The sequence below is a fragment of the Microbacterium sp. C23T genome, from assembly GCF_053345975.1.
Genome location: NZ_JBKFBD010000014.1, coordinates 104,011 through 120,856, shown reverse-complemented (window position 1 = coordinate 120,856; position 16,846 = coordinate 104,011). Strand labels below are relative to the sequence as shown.

At 71.0% G+C, this 16,846-nt stretch carries 13 protein-coding genes and 1 pseudogene; 6 read left to right on the top strand and 8 right to left on the bottom strand.

From position 1 onward, the window contains the following. Together ACLBXX_RS09970 and ACLBXX_RS09965 are read left to right on the top strand one after the other, a co-directional pair. Positions 1–354 (top strand): annotated as a pseudogene (locus ACLBXX_RS09970) (DNA-directed RNA polymerase subunit beta); the annotation flags it as partial. A 335-nt stretch (positions 355–689) separates the two neighbouring features. Then, the gene (locus ACLBXX_RS09965) at positions 690–1,577 is read left to right on the top strand and encodes an aminodeoxychorismate lyase (protein WP_447657892.1); all 888 of its coding nucleotides are present in this window, start codon (positions 690–692) and stop codon (positions 1,575–1,577) included. Between the two features lie 9 nt (positions 1,578–1,586). On the opposite strand, the gene ACLBXX_RS09960 is transcribed toward ACLBXX_RS09965, so the two are convergent. After that, a complete protein-coding gene (locus ACLBXX_RS09960; RefSeq protein WP_447657891.1) occupies positions 1,587–2,039 on the bottom strand; it encodes a hypothetical protein in 453 nt (150 codons plus the stop codon). Positions 2,040–2,108: 69 nt separating this feature from the next. Between ACLBXX_RS09960 and ACLBXX_RS09955 the strand changes: the two genes are divergently transcribed. Then, positions 2,109–2,657: a TetR/AcrR family transcriptional regulator gene (locus tag ACLBXX_RS09955; RefSeq protein WP_447657890.1), complete on the top strand. Its 549-nt coding sequence runs from the start codon at positions 2,109–2,111 to the stop codon at positions 2,655–2,657. 50 nt (positions 2,658–2,707) lie between these two features. Here the strand turns inward: ACLBXX_RS09955 and pstB are convergent, their stop codons facing one another. From pstB to pstS, 4 genes are all read right to left on the bottom strand, one after another. After that, positions 2,708–3,487, bottom strand: coding sequence for a phosphate ABC transporter ATP-binding protein PstB (pstB, locus tag ACLBXX_RS09950; protein ID WP_387147198.1), 780 nt, complete (start codon positions 3,485–3,487; stop codon positions 2,708–2,710). 31 nt (positions 3,488–3,518) lie between these two features. Then, entirely contained in the window at positions 3,519–4,628 is a 1,110-nt protein-coding gene (gene pstA / locus ACLBXX_RS09945) for a phosphate ABC transporter permease PstA (RefSeq protein WP_447657889.1), read from the bottom strand. 1 nt (position 4,629) lies between these two features. Further along, positions 4,630–5,574: a phosphate ABC transporter permease subunit PstC gene (gene pstC, locus ACLBXX_RS09940; RefSeq protein ID WP_310292500.1), complete on the bottom strand. Its 945-nt coding sequence runs from the start codon at positions 5,572–5,574 to the stop codon at positions 4,630–4,632. A gap of 74 nt (positions 5,575–5,648) precedes the next feature. Then, positions 5,649–6,767: a phosphate ABC transporter substrate-binding protein PstS gene (gene pstS / locus ACLBXX_RS09935; RefSeq protein WP_387147189.1), complete on the bottom strand. Its 1,119-nt coding sequence runs from the start codon at positions 6,765–6,767 to the stop codon at positions 5,649–5,651. A 238-nt stretch (positions 6,768–7,005) separates the two neighbouring features. Here pstS and ACLBXX_RS09930 point away from each other — a divergent pair, with 238 nt between their 5' ends. The 3 genes from ACLBXX_RS09930 to ACLBXX_RS09920 are packed head-to-tail and all read left to right on the top strand — an operon-like array spanning position 7,006 to position 13,167. Next, on the top strand, positions 7,006–7,890 hold the full coding sequence (locus tag ACLBXX_RS09930) for a hypothetical protein (RefSeq protein WP_447657888.1): 885 nt from the start codon (positions 7,006–7,008) through the stop codon (positions 7,888–7,890). Between the two features lies 1 nt (position 7,891). Next, positions 7,892–11,836 (top strand): Pls/PosA family non-ribosomal peptide synthetase, encoded by a 3,945-nt coding sequence (locus ACLBXX_RS09925; protein ID WP_447657887.1) that lies wholly within the window; start codon positions 7,892–7,894, stop codon positions 11,834–11,836. Then, positions 11,833–13,167, top strand: coding sequence for a M1 family metallopeptidase (locus ACLBXX_RS09920; protein WP_447657886.1), 1,335 nt, complete (start codon positions 11,833–11,835; stop codon positions 13,165–13,167). Before ACLBXX_RS09925 ends, ACLBXX_RS09920 begins: the two co-directional genes overlap by 4 nt. Here ACLBXX_RS09920 and ACLBXX_RS09915 read toward each other — a convergent pair. From ACLBXX_RS09915 to ACLBXX_RS09905, 3 genes are read right to left on the bottom strand one after another with little or no spacing between them, the layout of a single operon-like run. Continuing rightward, positions 13,142–13,684 carry a chemotaxis protein CheY gene (locus tag ACLBXX_RS09915; protein ID WP_447657885.1) on the bottom strand — a complete coding sequence of 181 codons (543 nt, stop codon included), beginning with the start codon at positions 13,682–13,684 and terminating at the stop codon, positions 13,142–13,144. The genes ACLBXX_RS09920 and ACLBXX_RS09915 overlap by 26 nt on opposite strands. Further along, positions 13,684–14,622 (bottom strand): NUDIX hydrolase, encoded by a 939-nt coding sequence (locus ACLBXX_RS09910; RefSeq protein WP_387147175.1) that lies wholly within the window; start codon positions 14,620–14,622, stop codon positions 13,684–13,686. Before ACLBXX_RS09910 ends, ACLBXX_RS09915 begins: the two co-directional genes overlap by 1 nt. Next, a complete protein-coding gene (locus ACLBXX_RS09905) occupies positions 14,619–16,784 on the bottom strand; it encodes an RNA degradosome polyphosphate kinase (RefSeq protein ID WP_447657884.1) in 2,166 nt (721 codons plus the stop codon). The genes ACLBXX_RS09910 and ACLBXX_RS09905 overlap by 4 nt, the downstream gene beginning before the upstream one ends. Between the last annotated feature and the right edge of the window lie 62 nt (positions 16,785–16,846).

Below are 16,846 nucleotides of genomic sequence, written 5' to 3'. Positions count from 1 at the left end.
ACCCACCCGCCCCCGCCCCGGCCGCCCCCCCGCGACGAGCGCGGCCGTGCCGAGCTCCGCTCCGCCGACGACGTGGTGGCGGGCGCTCCGTCACCCGCGGGGCCGGACGAGCTCGTCGCGCTGGTCGACACCATCCTGCGCGGGCTCTTCGAGGGCGATTTCGCCGTCGCGCTCGACCGCGCTGCCGCGTTCTGCCGCGTGCAGGCGTCCGGCGCCACGCATGTCGCCGACGACTACGAGACGACCGAGCCCGAGCGTGCGTCGACCTTCACCACCCGCGCCCTGCGGCTCTCGGACTACGCCGCCGACCTCACCGCGTGCGCGGCTCTCTGGCGCCGCGACGCCCTGAGCTGACACACCTCGCGGCTCGAGTCCTCCGACCCCCGCGCCGAATTCGGCGACTCGCCAGAATGCGCGGCGATCGCTCGATTTTCTGGCGAGTCGCCAGAATGTGGTTTCGAGGCGATGCGCGCAGTTTCCGGCGACTCGCCAGAATGCGCGGCGATTGCTCGGTTCTCTGGCGACTCGCCAAAATCCATCCGGGCATGAAAGTGCCGGGCCGCAGAACGCCTCTCGGCGCGGTGCCGCTCGAAGCGGCAAATTTTGGAGCCCGGGGTTACTGCGGCCCGGCCGATCCAGTGTAACCGAGTCCGAGGGTGTGGCATTCCCGAACGCCTAAGCTCGGGGGCATGGCCCTGCGTTTCGCGCTCGTGATCGAGCCCGCGGCATCCGATGATCCTCGTCCCGATTTCGCCGACTCGTTCCGCGTGATCGACCCGTCCGCCCCGGCGCTCAGCGTCGGCGAGCTCAGCACGCAGCGCGGCGACGGCATCTTCGAGTCGATCGGGGTCGTCGACGGCCACGCGCAGGAGACCGAGGCGCACCTCGAACGACTCGCGCACTCCGCCCAGATCTGCGACCTCCCCGCCCCGAACCTCGAGCAGTGGCGTCAGGCCGTCGCCGTCGCTGCCCAGCACTCGCCGAGCGAGGGGGAGGGCGTCATCAAGCTCATCCTGAGCCGCGGCGTGGAACACGGCCCGGCGCCCACCGCGTGGGTGACCGCGACGGCCGCCGCCGACAACTCGATCGCCCGCGAGAAGGGCATCCGGGTCGTCACGATGGACCGCGGCTACGGCATCGACACCCCCGCGCGTGCGCCGTGGCTGCTCCTGGGCGCCAAGACCCTGTCGTACGCCGTCAACATGGCCGCGATCCGCGAGGCGAAGCGGCGCGGCGCCGACGATGCCGTGTTCGTCACGTCCGACGGCTTCGTGCTCGAGGCGCCCACGGCGTCGCTCATCCTCCGCATCGACCGGCGCTTCGTCACCCCGGCGCCCAACGGCGGTATCCTCCACGGCACGACGCAGCTGAGCCTGTTCGCCCATCTCGAAGCACAGGGGCACGTGACGGGCTACGAGGTGGTTCCAACGAGCGCGCTCAGTGAAGCGGATGCTGCGTGGCTGGTGTCCAGCGTGCGGCTCGCCGCTCCGATCACGGCGATCGACGGCGTCGAGGTCCCGCTGGACACGGAGCTCACGGCATCCTTCAACCGGTATCTGCTGAGTCCGCGCGACTGAGCCCTGCGCTCACCTCGTCACGCCCGACATGTCTCGGCGCGCGCGGGCGATCATGCCGCGCGCGAGCAGTGCGAGACCGGCGCGCACGGGCAGCGACGCGAGGCGTCCTCCGGCGCCCTTGAAGCGCATCGCGGCGACCACACGCACGAGTGAACTCTGCTCGTCGACGCCCACCCCGACGCGCACGTCGAGGCGGCGCGCGTTCACGGCGACGAGCGCTTCGTCGCCCTCGACACGCGTCACGCGCAGGCGGTCGCAGCGCGCGGGGCGGCGACGCAGAGCGCCGAAACCGGCCAGCGCGACTGCGATCCAGCGGGGGAGGGCAGACGTCGACAGCAGGTTGCGCGCCCACGCCGACGGATCGGCCGAGGCGTGCGCCGGCAGCACGTCGACCCACACCTGGGTGTAGTCGGGGTCCGCGATGTCGACCAGGGCGAGCGACCAGAAGGCGGGTTCTCTCATGCGAAGCTCCTCCGCGACCATACGCCGACGTATGGTCCTGCCGAGAAAACTATACGGTACCGTACGGATATGGCAAGGTTCACCCGAGCGGACTGGGTCGACGCGGCGTACCGGCGGTTCAGCGACGACGGGATTCGCGCTGTCGCCGTCGAGCCGACGGCGCGGGAGCTCGGCGCGACGAAGGGGTCGTTCTACTGGCACTTCGCCGACCGGCAGGCGCTCGTCGATGCCGTGCTCGAGACGTGGCGCGACCGCGAGACCGAGGCGCTGATCGCCGAGGTCGAGACGATCTCCGATCCGCAGTCCCGGCTCTCCGCGCTGCTCGAGATCATCGCGCACCGCACGGGGGAGCGTTCGGGCGAGCGGACGCTCTACGCCGACGCGGCCGCGGCGGATGTGCGCGACATCGTCGAGGCCGTCACCGAGCGGCGCGTGTCGTACCTGACCGGCCTGCTCGAGGCATCCGGCGTTCCTGGTCGCGAAGCCCGGCGGCGCGCGGTCATCGTCGTCTCGGCGGTCATCGGCTATCAGCAGCTCGTGTCGAGCGGCTGGGATGCCGCGGCAGACCCGCGCCCGCTGGTCGAGACGCTCTTCGCCCTGGCGACCGCCCGCGTATGACGACGAAGCCCCCCGCCATGCGGCGAGGGGCTTCGTGGAGTCGGACGGGCTTATCCGAAGCGGCCCGAGACGTAGTCCTCGGTGGCCTGGACCGAGGGCGTCGTGAAGATCGTCTTGGTCTCGTCGTACTCGATGAGCTTGCCCGGCTTGCCGGTGCCCGCGATGTTGAAGAACGCTGTCTTGTCGCTCACGCGCGAGGCCTGCTGCATGTTGTGCGTGACGATGACGACCGTGTAGTCGTTCTTCAGCTCGCCGATCAGCTCCTCGATGGCGTACGTCGAGATCGGGTCGAGCGCCGAGCACGGCTCGTCCATGAGGATGACCTCCGGCGAGACGGCGATCGCGCGCGCGATGCACAGACGCTGCTGCTGGCCGCCCGACAGGCCCGACCCCGGCTTGTCGAGACGGTCCTTGACCTCGTTCCAGAGGTTGGCGCCCTTCAGCGACTTCTCGACGAGTGCCTCGGAGTCGGACTTCGACATCTTCTTGTTGTTGAGCTTCACGCCCGCGAGCACGTTCTCCTTGATGGACATCGTGGGGAACGGGTTGGGGCGCTGGAACACCATGCCGACCTGACGGCGCACGAGCACCGGGTCGACGTTGGCGCCGTAGAGGTTGTCGCCGTCGAGCAGCACCTCACCCTCGACGCGAGCGCCGGGGATCACTTCGTGCATGCGGTTGAGCGTGCGCAGGAACGTCGACTTGCCGCAGCCCGAGGGGCCGATGAAGGCGGTGACGCTGCGCGGCTCGATGTCGAGCGAGACGCCCTCGACGGCCAGGAAGTCGCTGTAGTAGACGTTGAGGTCGTTGACTTCGATGCTCTTGGACATGGTTCCTGTCGATTCTTTCGGGTGAGGACGCTCAGCGGCCGAGCTTCGGCGAGAAGACCTTCGCGACGATGCGCGCGATGAGGTTGAGGAGCATCACAAGGACGATGAGGATGAACGCGGCGGCCCAGGCGCGGTCGATGTAGGCCTGTGCCGGGATGCCCTGGTTCATGTACTGCGAGTACGCGAACACGGGGAGCGTCATCATGCGGCCCTCGAACAGGTTGTAGTTCATCGAGGTCGCGACGCCCGCCGTCAGCAGCAGCGGCGCGGTCTCGCCGATGACGCGCGAGATCGAGAGCATGACGCCCGTCGTGATGCCGGCGATCGAGGTGGGCAGCACGACCTTCGAGATCGTGCGCCACTTCGGCACGCCGAGGGCGTACGACGCCTCGCGCAGCTCGTTCGGGACGAGTCGCAGCATCTCCTCGGTGGAGCGGACGACGACCGGGATCATCAGCACCGAGAGGGCGATGGAGCCCATGATGCCCATGCGGATGCCCGGACCGAAGATCAGGGCGAAGACGGCGTAGGCGAACAGACCGGCGACGATCGACGGGATGCCCGTCATGACGTCGACGAGGAAGGTGATGCCGCGGCTCAGACGCCCGCCACGCCCGTACTCGACGAGGTAGATGGCGGTGAAGATGCCGATGGGGATCGAGATCACCGCCGCCGCGAGCGTGATGAGCACCGTGCCGACGATCGCGTGCAGCGCACCGCCGCCTTCGCCGACCACGTTGCGCATGGACGACGAGAAGAACTCGGCCGACAGGCCCGCGACGCCGTTGACGACGACGGTGATGGCCACCGACACGAGGGGGACCATCGCGATGAGGAACGCGATCGTCACCACGCCGGTCACGAGGCGGTCGACGCCCTTGCGGCGACCCTCGACCAGCGACGAGATCACCGTGATGAGCACCAGGTACAGGAGGCCCGCCACGACGGCCCAGCCGGCCAGGTTGAAGCCCTCGCCGGATCCCATCGCGATGATCGCGAACAGCATGCCGCTGGCCACGAGGCTGCCGACGAGGATGGCCCATGGCGCCCAGACAGGCAGGTGGCCGCTGGTCAGGCGGGGCGCCTCGCGCACCGGTGCAGCCGTCTGAGGAGGCTGAGGAGGAGCGGTCGTCACGGTCATGTCAGTTCGCTCCCGAGAATTCCTTGCGCCGGCTGACGATCCATCGGGCGATGGCGTTGACGGCGAAGGTGACGATGAAGAGGATGAGGCCCGTCGCGATGAGGACGTTGATGTTGAGGCCGTAGGCCTCGGGGAACGTCAGTGCGATGTTGGCGGGGATCGTGCCGGGGTTCTCCGAGGTGAAGAGCTGGAAGGTGACGACGTTGGCCACCGAGAGCACCATGGCGACCGCCATCGTCTCTCCGAGCGCACGGCCGAGGCCGAGCATGGACGCAGACACGATGCCGCTGCGGCCGAAGGGGAACACGGCCATGCGGACCATCTCCCAGCGCGTCGCACCGAGGGCGAGGGCGGCCTCCTCGTGGAGCACCGGCGTCTGCAGGAAGATCTCGCGGCAGATGGCCGTGATGATCGGCACCACCATGACCGCGAGGACGATCGCGGCGGTGAAGATCGTGCGTCCCGTGCTCGAGACGGTGCCGCTGAAGAGCGGGAACCACCCCATGTTGGCGTTGAGCCAGGCGTAGACCGGCTGCACGGCGGGGGCGAGCACGAGGATGCCCCAAAGGCCGAAGACGACGGAGGGCACCGCCGCGAGCAGGTCGACGATGTAGCCCAGACCCTGCGCGAGGCGGCGCGGTGCGTAGTGCGAGATGAAGAGGGCGACCGCCACCGCGAGGGGGACGGCCATGAGGAGCGCCAGGAACGACGCCCACACGGTGCCGAACGCGAGCGGCCAGACGTACTCCCAGAAGTTCCCGGAGAGGATGCTGGCGGTCTCGCTCGTGGCAGTGAGGCCCGGGATCGACTGGATGATGAGGAAGATCGCGACGGCGGCGAGGGTGACGAGGATCATCACACCGGCGCCGAGCGCGGTTCCCGAGAACCAGCGGTCGCCTGGCCGCTGCTTGACCTTGCCCGTCGCGGGGGCGGTCGTCGTGGTCATGGTGTCCTTCTGGATTCGGGTCTCAGGGTGATACCCGGCCCGGTCGTCGTGCGACCGGGCCGGGTATCGGGGTCTTACTCGACGACGATCAGGTCGATCGCGGCGTTGACCTGCTCGCGCAGCGTGTCGGAGATCGGCGCGTTGCCGGCGGCGGCAGCTGCCGCGTCCTGGCCCTCGGCGCTGGCGACGTACTGCAGGTAGCCCTTGACGATCGGCGCGACGGCGGCGTCCGCGTACTCCTGGCACGCGATCATGTAGCTGACGAGGACGATCGGGTACACGCCTGCGGCGTCCGAGGTGCGCTCCAGGGCGATCGCGAGGTCGCCCTCGCCACGGCCCTCTTCGAAGGGCGACTCGTCGACGATCGCGGCAGCGGCCTCGGGCGAGTACTCGACGAACTCGTCGCCGACCTGGATGGCGGCGGTCGAGAGGCCCTCCTCGGCAGCGCGCGACGCGTCGGCGTATCCGATGGTGCCGTTGCCGCCGGCGACGGCCGAGACGACACCCGAGGTGCCCTGCGCTGCCTCACCGGCGACCGGCGTCGACGGCCACACGCCGTCGGGCTCGTAGGTCCAGACGTCACCGGCCGTCTGGAAAAGGTAGTCGGTGAAGTTCTCGGTGGTGCCCGAGTCGTCGGCGCGGTGCACCGGCGTCACGGCCAGGTCGGGAAGCGTCGCGTCGGGGTTGAGCGCGGCGATCGCCGGGTCGTTCCAGTTGGTGATCGTGCCCGCGAACAGGCCCGCAGCGGTCGCGGCGTCGAGGTTGAGCGAGTCCACGCCCTCGACGTTGAAGATGATCGCGATCGGCGAGATGTAGGTCGGGAGCTCGATGATGCCCGAGCCGTCGACGCACGAGTCGAACGGGCCGGCCTCGATCTCCTCGACCTTGAACGCGCGGTCCGAACCCGCGAACGGGAAGGCGCCCGCCTGGAAGGACTCGCGGCCCGCGCCGGAACCGGCCGGGTCGTAGTTGATGGTGACGTCAGGGTTCGCCGTCTGGAAGCCGGCGGTCCAGGCCTGGACCGCGACCTCCTGCGACGACGCGCCGCCGCCCGAGATCTCGCCGGAGAGGTCCGACGCGGCCGTGGTCTCGTCGGCGGTGCCGCCGGGGGTCTCGTTCGAGGCGCAGCCGGCGAGAGCGAGAGCCGCGACTGCGGCGACAGCGCCCACCTGGGCGATGCGAGAGATCTTCACTGTGTGAATCCTTCACGTGTCAGGGAAACAGGCCGAAACGGCCTTCGGGTCGAACCCGGTGCGGGGTTCGTTCTGAAACGTAGGCTCGGACTCTTAAGAGACTGCGCTGTGCGGGTGAACGGAAGGTGAACGGGATGCCGACATCCATGCATCGGCATTGACACGCGTCGGCGCGTTCCCGCGGAATTCCGCGACACGAAGCCCCGGCCGTTCACCGGCGCCCGCTAAGGTTCCTCGCATGAGCAAGACCACCAAAGCACAGCGCAAGGCCCTCGACGCGATCGACGACGCGGAGTCCGCCGCGAAGAAGGCCCGCCGGGTCGCCAAGACCCTCCCTGCGAAGAGTGCGACGAAGCTGCGCGACGTCGCGGCCGAGACCGTCGACGACGTCGACGTGTCGAAGAAGGCGATCCGCAAGAACCCGCGCAAGGTGGCGAAGAAGGCGCACCGCGCCGAGGATCGCGTCCGCAAGGCCACCCGTGCCGCGGTCGTGAAGGCCGAGACGAAGGCGCGCCTGCGCGCGGAGGCCGAGCGCGCTGCCGCCGAGGCGGCGAAGGCGGCCGAAGAGGCGAAGTCGCGTGCCGCCGAGGCGAAGGCGCTGAAGAAGGCCGCCGCGAAGGCCGAGCGCGCCGCCGCCAAGGCCGAGCAGGAGGCGCTCGAGGCCGACCGCGTCCTCGAGGCGGAGCTCACCACCGGAAGGGCGGACACGGTCCCCACGGCCACTCCACGCGCCGCTGGCGCGTCGCGCGGAGCCTCCGGCCGCGTGGGCCCAGCTGCCGCCACCGCGGCGCCCGAGCCCACCGCCGCAGCCGTCGTCGCGGAAGCTCCCGCCGTCGCGGAAGCTCCTGCCGTACCGGATTCGACGGCGGTAGAAGAGGCGCCCGCTGCCGCTCCGAAGGCGCCCGCTGCCGCTCCGAAGGCACCCGCGAAGCGCACCACGACCCGCACCCGCGCCCCGCGTGCGCCGAAGCCCGCGGTCAAGCCGACCGCTGCTGCCGCAGCATCCACCTCGTCTGATCTCGCCACGCTCACCGTCGCGCAGCTGCGCGAGCGCGCCCGTGCCGCGGGCCGGACCGGCTACTCGCGGCTCACCAAGGCCGAACTGATCACCCTGCTGTCCTGACGTGAGCTCGATCGATTCGCCCCCGGCCGTGCCGGCACCGCTGGATCGCATCGACGCGGCACCGGAGCCGCGCACGCTGCTCGACATCCTCCGCGCCACCGTGCAGCGCACGCCGGAGGCCTCCGCACTCGACGACGGCTCGGGCGCACTCAGTTATCGCGAGCTCATGGCGCGGGTGGGTCGCACCGCCGCGCTCCTGCACGAGGCGGGCGTCCGCCGCGGCGACCGGGTCGGGGTGCGGATGCCCTCCGGCTCGAAGGAGCTGTACATCTCGATCCTCGGCGTCATCGCCGCCGGCGCGGCGTACGTCCCGGTGGATGCCGACGACTCCGACGAGCGGGCGCGGCTCGTGTTCGGGGAGGCGCACGTCCACGGCGTGATCGGCGAGGGCGGCGCCTACGTGCCTGCCGGCGCGGCCGGCGAGGAGCCCGCCGCCCTGTTCGGCGGCGCCGCGCCGCATCCGAGCACGCACGCGATCGTCACCGTCCCGCCGCCGACGGTCGACGACGACGCCTGGATCATCTTCACGTCGGGCTCGACGGGCGTGCCCAAGGGGGTTGCTGTCTCCCACCGCTCCGCCGCCGCGTTCGTCGACGCCGAAGCGCGCCTCTTCCTGCAGGGCGCACCGCTCGGCCCGGGCGACCGTGTCCTGGCGGGTCTGTCCGTCGCCTTCGACGCCTCCTGCGAGGAGATGTGGCTCGCGTGGCGCCACGGCGCGTGCCTCGTGCCCGCGCCGCGCTCGCTGGTGCGCTCGGGCGAGGACCTGGCGCCCTGGCTCATCCGGCAGGCGATCTCGGTGGTCTCGACCGTGCCGACGCTCGCAGCGATGTGGCCCGCAGACGCGATCGAGAACGTGCGGCTGCTCATCTTCGGCGGGGAGGCCTGCCCGCCGGAGCTCGTCGCGCGGCTCGTCGCCGACGGCCGGGAAGTCTGGAACACGTACGGCCCGACCGAGGCCACCGTGGTCGCGTGCGCGGCGCTCCTCGACGGCGAAGGTCCGGTGCGCATCGGGCTCCCGCTCGACGGCTGGGCGCTGGCCGTCGTCGACGGTGACGACCGCCAGGTCGAGCCTGGTGGCGTGGGCGAGCTCATCATCGGCGGAGTCGGGCTCGCCCGCTACCTCGACCCGGTCAAGGACCTCGAGAAGTACGCGCCCATGCCGACGCTCGGGTGGGACCGCGCCTATCGCTCGGGCGACCTGGTGCGCTACGAGCCGGAAGGCCTCCTCTTCCAGGGCCGTGCCGACGACCAGGTCAAGGTCGGCGGCCGTCGCATCGAGCTCGGCGAGGTCGAGAACGCACTCCAGGAGCTTCCCGGGGTGACGGCCGCGAGCGCCGCCGTGCGCACGAGCGACGCGGGCGTCCCCGTCCTCGTGGGCTACCTCGTCGTCGACGGCGAGCTCGACCGCGCCGCCGCCCGCGGCCACCTCGCCGAACGCCTGGCCGCGGGCGTCATGCCGCTCCTCGCCGTCGTGCCCGACCTGCCGGTGCGCACCTCCGGCAAGGTCGACCGCGCCGCCCTGCCGTGGCCGCTGCCCGACCTCGACATCCCCCGCGCCGACCTGAGCCCCGACGAAGCCTGGCTCGCCGACCAGTGGCAGGCGGTGCTCGGCCTTCCGGTCCCGGATCGCAAGGCCGACTTCTTCGACCTCGGCGGCGGCTCGCTCGCGGCGGCGCAGCTGGTCTCGCGGATCCGTGCGCGCGTCCCCGACTTCTCGGTCGCCGACATCTACGACGTGCCGCGCCTCGGGGCGATGGCCAAGGCGCTGCAGCCGTTCCTCTCGCGAGAGGAGGCGGGGGAATTCCGGATGCCGGAGCCCACGCCCCGTGCCACGCAGTGGGTGCAGTCGCTCCTCGGCGCCCCGCTGTTCATCCTCTCGGGCGTCCGCTGGCTCCTCTATCTGCTGACGGCCGGGGCCATCCTCCAGCTGTTCCCCGGATTCGAGGCCCTGCCCTCGGCGCCATGGTGGGTGCTCGTCATCGGCCTCGTGCTCTTCGCCACGCCGTTCGGCCGCATGGCGATCGCCGCAGCATCCGCTCGCCTTCTCCTCGCGGGACTGCGTCCCGGGGACTATCCGCGCGGCGGCTCGGTGCACCTGAGGCTCTGGCTCGCCGAGCAGATCTCGGATCAGGTCGACGCCGTGGGGCTGGCCGGCGCGCCCTGGGTCTCGTATTACGCGCGCGCCCTCGGCGCACGCATCGGCGCGGACGTCGACATGCACACGCTGCCGCCGATCACCGGGATGCTGAAGATCGGCGATCGCGCCTCGATCGAGCCGGAGGTCGACCTCAGCGGCTACTGGATCGACGGCGACCTCGTGCGCATCGGCGAGGTGCGCATCGGCGCCGACGCCACCGTCGGCACGCGCAGCACGCTCGCTCCCGGCACGCGGATCGGCCAGCGCGCCGAGATCGCGCCGGGCTCCGCCGTCTTCGGCCGCGTGCGCGCGAACCAGTCGTGGGCCGGCTCGCCGGCTGTGCGGGTCGGCGGCACGTCCGAGGGGTGGCCCACCGAGCGTCCCCGGGCGGCGCGCCGGTGGCTGTGGGCGTACGCGGCCTCGGCCGTGGCCCTGGGGCTCCTCCCCATCGTGAGTTTCGCCGTCGGGGCCGTGGTCCTCGCGATCGGCATGCGCGGCGCTCCCGACCTCGGCAGCGCCCTCGGCGCGGCGCTCGTGTGGCTCGTGCCCGCGGTGCTCGTGACCGGGATCGTCTATGCCGGCGCCGTCCTGCTGGGCGTCCGCCTCGCCGCGATCGGGCTCCACGAGGGCACGCACGCCGTGCGCAGCCGCATCGGGTGGCAGGCCTGGACCACCGAACGCCTGCTCGACTCCGCGCGGACGATCCTCTTCCCGCTCTACTCGAGCCTGTTCACCCCGGTGTGGCTGCGCCTACTCGGTGCGCGGGTCGGACACGACGTCGAGGCATCCACCGTCCTCCTCATCCCGGCGATGACCCGCATCGAGGACGGCGCGTTCCTGGCCGACGACACGATGGTCGCCTCGTACGAGATGCGCGGCGGATGGCTGCGCCTCGGCGAGGTGCGCATCGGCAAGCGCGCGTTCCTCGGCAACTCCGGCATGGCCTCGCCCGGTCACACGGTGCCGAAGGACGGCCTCGTCGCCGTGCTCTCCGCCGCACCGGTGAAGGCGAAGGCCGGATCGTCATGGCTCGGCTCGCCGGCCACACGCCTGCGCCGGCAGCCGAACGAGAGCGATGCGAGCCGCACCTACAACCCGCCGACCTCGCTGCGGGTCGCGCGGTCGCTGTGGGAGCTCTGCCGCTTCATCCCCGTCGTCGTCACGTGCGGCCTGGGCCTGCTCGTGCTGTTCGCCCTCGCCGCCCTCGTCGACACCGTCGGCCCGTGGATCACCTTCCTGCTGTCGGGGTTCGTGCTCCTCGCCGCGGGCGCGGTCGCCGCGGGCATCTCCACCGCCGCCAAGTGGCTGTTCGTCGGCCCGATCCGCGCGGGGGAGCAGCCGCTGTGGTCGAGCTTCGTGTGGCGCACCGAGGTGTCGGACACCTTCACCGAGATGCTCGCGGCCCCGTGGTTCGCGCGCGCCGCCGCCGGCACGCCCGCGCTCGCCGTGTGGCTGCGCAGCCTCGGCGCCCGCATCGGGCGCGGCGTGTGGTGCGAGAGCTACTGGCTGCCCGAGCCCGACCTCGTGACGCTGGGTGAGGCATCCACGGTCAACCGCGGGTGCGTCGTGCAGACGCACCTGTTCCATGATCGAATCATGAGCATGGACACCGTCGAACTCGAACCCGGTGCGACGCTCGGACCGCACAGCGTGATCCTTCCGGCCGCCTCGATCGGCGCCCACGCGACCGTCGGCCCCGCCTCGCTCGTGATGCGCGGCGAGAGCGTGCCCGTCGGCTCCCGCTGGAGCGGCAACCCGATCGGACCGTGGCGCGCGGTCAAGGTGCGCGCGTACCAGTCGACGTCGTGATCGGCCCCGATCCGTATACGCCGCGCAGCGGCGACGCCTCGTTCGACGTCGTCTCGTACGACCTCGACCTGCGCTACCGCGTGCACACGAACCGGCTCGAGGGCACCGCGCTCGTCAACGCGGTCGCGACCCAGCGGACGCGCTCGGTGCGACTCGACCTGATCGGCCTGCGCGCGTCGCGGGTGCGGCTGGACGGCGACGCGCGGACGAAGTTCGCACAGGATGCCTCGGCCCTGCGGATCACGCCGCCTCAGGCCCTGGAGGTGGGCGAGGAGTTCTCCATCGAGGTGCGCTACGCGGGCGCACCGCGGCCCCGGCGCTCGCGGTGGGGCACGATCGGGTGGGAAGAGCTGGAGGACGGCGTGCTCGTCGCGTCGCAGCCGGTCGGCGCGCCGACCTGGTTCCCCTGCAACGACCGCCCCGACGACCGGGCGAAGTTCCGCATCGCGATCACGACGGATCCGGAGTACACGGTCGCGGCGACCGGGGTCCCGCACCCGCCGGTCCGCATCGGCGGGCGCACCCGCTGGGAGTTCGTGTCGGAGGTGCCGACCGCGACCTACCTTGCCGCCGTCCACATCGGCCCGTACCGCGAGAGCGCGATCGGACCCGTGCGGCTGATGGCCCCGGCCGCGCTCGTCACCGCCGCCCGGCGGTGGTTCTCCGACGTCCCGCGCATCCTCGAGTGCTTCGAGGAGGCGTTCGGGCCGTACCCGCAGGAGGGCTGCACGGTGGTCGTCACCGCGGACCCCCTCGAGATTCCCCTCGAGGCGCAGGGACTCGTCGTGTTCGGCGCGAACCACTTCGAGCCGGAGGCCGCGCGCCTGGTGCCGCACGAGATCGCTCACCAGTGGTTCGGCAACAGCGTGGGCGTCGAGCGGTGGCGCGACATCTGGCTCAACGAGGGATTCGCGTGCTACGCCGAGTGGCTGTGGTCGGAGGCCTCAGGCGGCGACGACATCGCGACGCTCGCCGACCAGCACCATGCGCGTCTGCGGGCACTGCCGCAGGACCTCGTCATCTCGGACCCTGGCCCCGTGCTCATGTTCGACGACCGCGTGTACAAGCGCGGCGCGCTCACGCTGGAGGCGCTGCGCCGCACGGTCGGGGCAGAGGTGTTCGCCGATCTCCTCCACACGTGGGTGCGCGAGCACCGGCACGCGCTCGCCACCACCGAGGCGTTCCGCGACTGCGTCGCCCGCGTCGCCGGCCCGGCGGCGGTCGAGCTCCTCGCGACGTGGCTCGACGCAGCGCCTCTCCCGCCGCTGCCGCCCCGCCCGCCGGCACCTGCGGTGCGACGGTGGCTCAGACTCCCGGGCTCCCGGGACTGAGGACCGCGACGCTCACGAGGATGCCCGGCGGCCCGGCCGCATCCCATCCTGCGAAGACCTCCCCGTCGGAGACGGTCGCCGTCCAGCCGTCCGCGGTCGGGGCCACGACCACCGTCGAGGGCTCCACGCGCAGTCCCCGGCCGTCGGCTTTCAGCGCGGCCTCGACGCGGACCCACTCCCGGACGCTCGCCTCGCCGTCGCCGAGCACGCCGGACATGCCGGCCGCGTCGCGGCGCGCGTCGTGCTCGGGCTCGGCGTCGACGCCGAGGGCCGCAGCATCCCGCGTCGCCGCCACGGCCGCGATCGCATACCCGCCCGCGTACGTGACGCCGGCCAGGAACGACGCGTGCGAGACGGCCACCGGGCCGTGCGGTCCGCCGCAGCGCGGGCACGGATTGCTCAGTTCGGCGTCGGCGGGCAGCATCGCCCGCAGCAGTCGCCACGCGTGCGCGCGTCGCGGCTCGCCGGGCGGCACCTCGACCCACGCGATGTCGACGATCGACCGCGCGGGCGCCATCACACCTTCGGCTCGTGCGTCTCGATCGTGACGATGCCCGAGCCCGGGTTCTCGACCGAGAGGTGCACCACCGAGAACGCCGCCGGCTCGAGGGCCGAGGCGCTGCCGAGGTAGGAGCCGCGCAGCGTGCCCGTCGCCAGGGCGAGCTCGCTGAGGATGTCGGGGAGCACCGGGCCATGGCTGCACAGCACCGCAGGCTTGCGCGAGCGCACCCGTTCGCCGATCACCGTGCGGGCATCCGACTTGCCGTCCTCCCACGCGTCCTGACTGATGAGCTTGGTCGTGTCGATCTCGCGCCCGATGGCCGCCGACAGCGGTGCGACGGTCTTGACGCAGCGGGCGGCCGGGCTCGACACGATCCTCCGGACGCCGAACGCGAGAAGGGGGCCGACGATGGAGGCCGCCTGCCGGCGCCCGCGCGCGGCCAGGGGCCGCGCGGCATCCTTCCCCTCCCACTCCTCGCGGGTGACGGCCTTGGCGTGCCGCAGGGCGACGATCGGGAACGTGCGCAGCACGCCCTCGTCGACCAGGCGCAGGAAGTTCTCCATGATCTCGGTGTCGACGGGGTAGCTGAGCCGCTTCAGCGCCTTCTTCGGCGAGACCCATTCGATCGCCGCGATCTCTTTGTTCGGCACGAACGCAGAACCGCGGATCGCGGCATCCGTCGCCTCAGCCGCCCAGTAATGGACGATCTTGGTGCGCTTGCTGGGCAGCCGGTAGCGCGACACCCCGACCGGCACGCCGAGGGCGACGCGGATGCCGGTCTCTTCGTGGATCTCGCGCACCGCGGTCTCGGCGAGCATCTCGCCGGGGTCGACCTTGCCCTTGGGGAGGGTGAGGTCGCGATACTTCGTGCGGTGGATCAGGAGCACGCGCAGCTTGCCGTCGACGACACGCCAGACGACGCCCCCGGCCGCGTAGACGGCCGTCTCGGTCATCGCACCGCCCGCGCCCGCCGGCGGCGCTGCACATTGACCATCGAGCGGTCCTGGAGGTCGAGGAGCGGCTTGCCCTCGTCGTCCGCATTGTGCCGCACCCATTCGCCGTCCGGGCCGAGGTGCCACGAGCTCGTCGAGTCGCTCATCGACAGGGTGAAGAGGTCGTTGATCTCCTTGACGTGCGCCGGCGTCGACACGCGGACCAGGGCCTCGACGCGGCGGTCGAGGTTGCGGTGCATCATGTCGGCGCTGCCGATGTACACGATGGGGTCGCCATCGTTGTGGAAGACGAAGATGCGCGAATGCTCCAGGTAGCGGCCGAGGATCGAGCGCACCGTGATGTTCTCGCTCATCCCCTCGACGCCCGGCTTCAGCGAGCAGATGCCGCGGACGCAGACCTCCACCTTCACACCGGCCTGGCTCGCCCGGTAGAGGGAGTCGATGATCTGCTCGTCGACCATCGAGTTGACTTTGATGCGGATGCCGGCGGGCTTGCCGGCCAGCGCGTTGCGCCGCTCCTTGTCGATGAGGCGGAGGAGGCCTTTGCGCAGGTGCAGCGGCGCGACGAGCAGGCGCTTGAATTTCTTCTCGATCGCGTAGCCGCTCAGCTCGTTGAACAGGCGGGTGAGGTCGCGACCGACCTGGTCGTCGGCGGTGAAGAGGCCGAAGTCCTCGTAGATGCGGCTCGTCTTGGGGTTGTAGTTGCCCGTGCCGATGTGGCTGTAGCTGCGCAACACGCCGCCCTCCTCGCGGATGACGAGGGCGAGTTTGCAGTGGGTCTTGAGGCCCACCAGGCCGTACACGACGTGCACGCCGGCCTTCTCGAGCTTGCGCGCCCACACGATGTTGTTCGCCTCGTCGAAGCGGGCCTTGATCTCGACGAGCGCGAGCACCTGCTTGCCCGCCTCGGCGGCGTCGATCAGCGCTTCGACGATGGGGCTGTCGCCCGACGTGCGGTACAGCGTCTGCTTGATGGCGAGGACGTGCGGATCCTTGGCCGCCTGCTCGAGGAAGGCCTGCACGCTCGTCGCGAACGACTCGTACGGGTGGTGCACGAGCACGTCGCCCTTGCGGATCGAAGCGAAGATGTCGGGGCGCTCGTTGTTGTCGCCGGGCTGGAAGGCCAGAGCGGTCGTCGGCAGGTGGGGCTTGTAGTGCAGGTCGGGCCGGTCGATGCGCGCGAGGTCGAAGAGACCGCGCAGGTCGAGCGGGCCGGGGAGGCGGTAGACCTCCTGCTGCGTGATGTCGAGCTCCCTGAGGAGGAGGTCGAGGGTCACGTCGTCCATGTCGTCGGTGATCTCGAGGCGGATCGGCGGGCCGAAGCGGCGCCGCAGCAGCTCGGCCTCGAGCGCCTGGATGAGGTTCTCGGTCTCGTCCTCTTCGATCACGACGTCCTCGTTGCGCGTGAGGCGGAAGGCGTGGTGGTCGAGCACCTCCATCCCCGGGAAGAGGTCGTCGAGGTGGTTCGAGATGAGGTCCTCGAGAGGCAGGTAGCGCACGGCGCCTTGGACGGGCGGCAGCTCGACGAAGCGCGGGAGCATCGGCGGCACCTTGAGGCGCGCGAACTCCTGGCGCCCGGTGCGGGCGCTGCGGATGCGGATAGCGAGGTTGAGCGAGAGCCCCGAGATGTACGGGAACGGGTGAGCCGGGTCGACCGCGAGCGGCATGAGGACCGGGAACACCTGCGCCTGGAAGTAGTCGTACAGCGCCTCGCGCTCGGAGGGGTCGAGCGACTCGTAGGAGACGACCTCGATCCCGGCCTCCGCCATCGCGGGCTTCACGAGGGCGGTCCACACCTCGGCGTGTCGCAGCTGCAGTTTGTGCGCCTCGGCCGAGATGTCGGCGAGCACGTCCGCGGGGGAGCGCCCCACGTTCGTCGGAAGGGCGAGGCCCGTGACGATGCGGCGCTTGAGGCCTGCCACGCGCACCATGAAGAACTCGTCGAGGTTGCTGGCGAAGATCGCCAGGAAGTTCGCCCGTTCCAGCGTCGGCAGATGGGGATCCTCCGCGAGCTCCAGCACGCGCTGGTTGAACGCGAGCCAGCTCAGCTCGCGATCCAGGTAGCGGTGGTCGGGAAGCTGCGAGTCGAAGACCTCGGACAGGTCGAAGTCGTCGTCGTCCGCATCGCCCAGGCCGGCGTCGAGCACCTCGGGTTCGATCATCCCTTCATCATTGCAGGGTGACGTGACGAGAGTGTGAACGAAGTCCCGGGCCCGTGGACGGC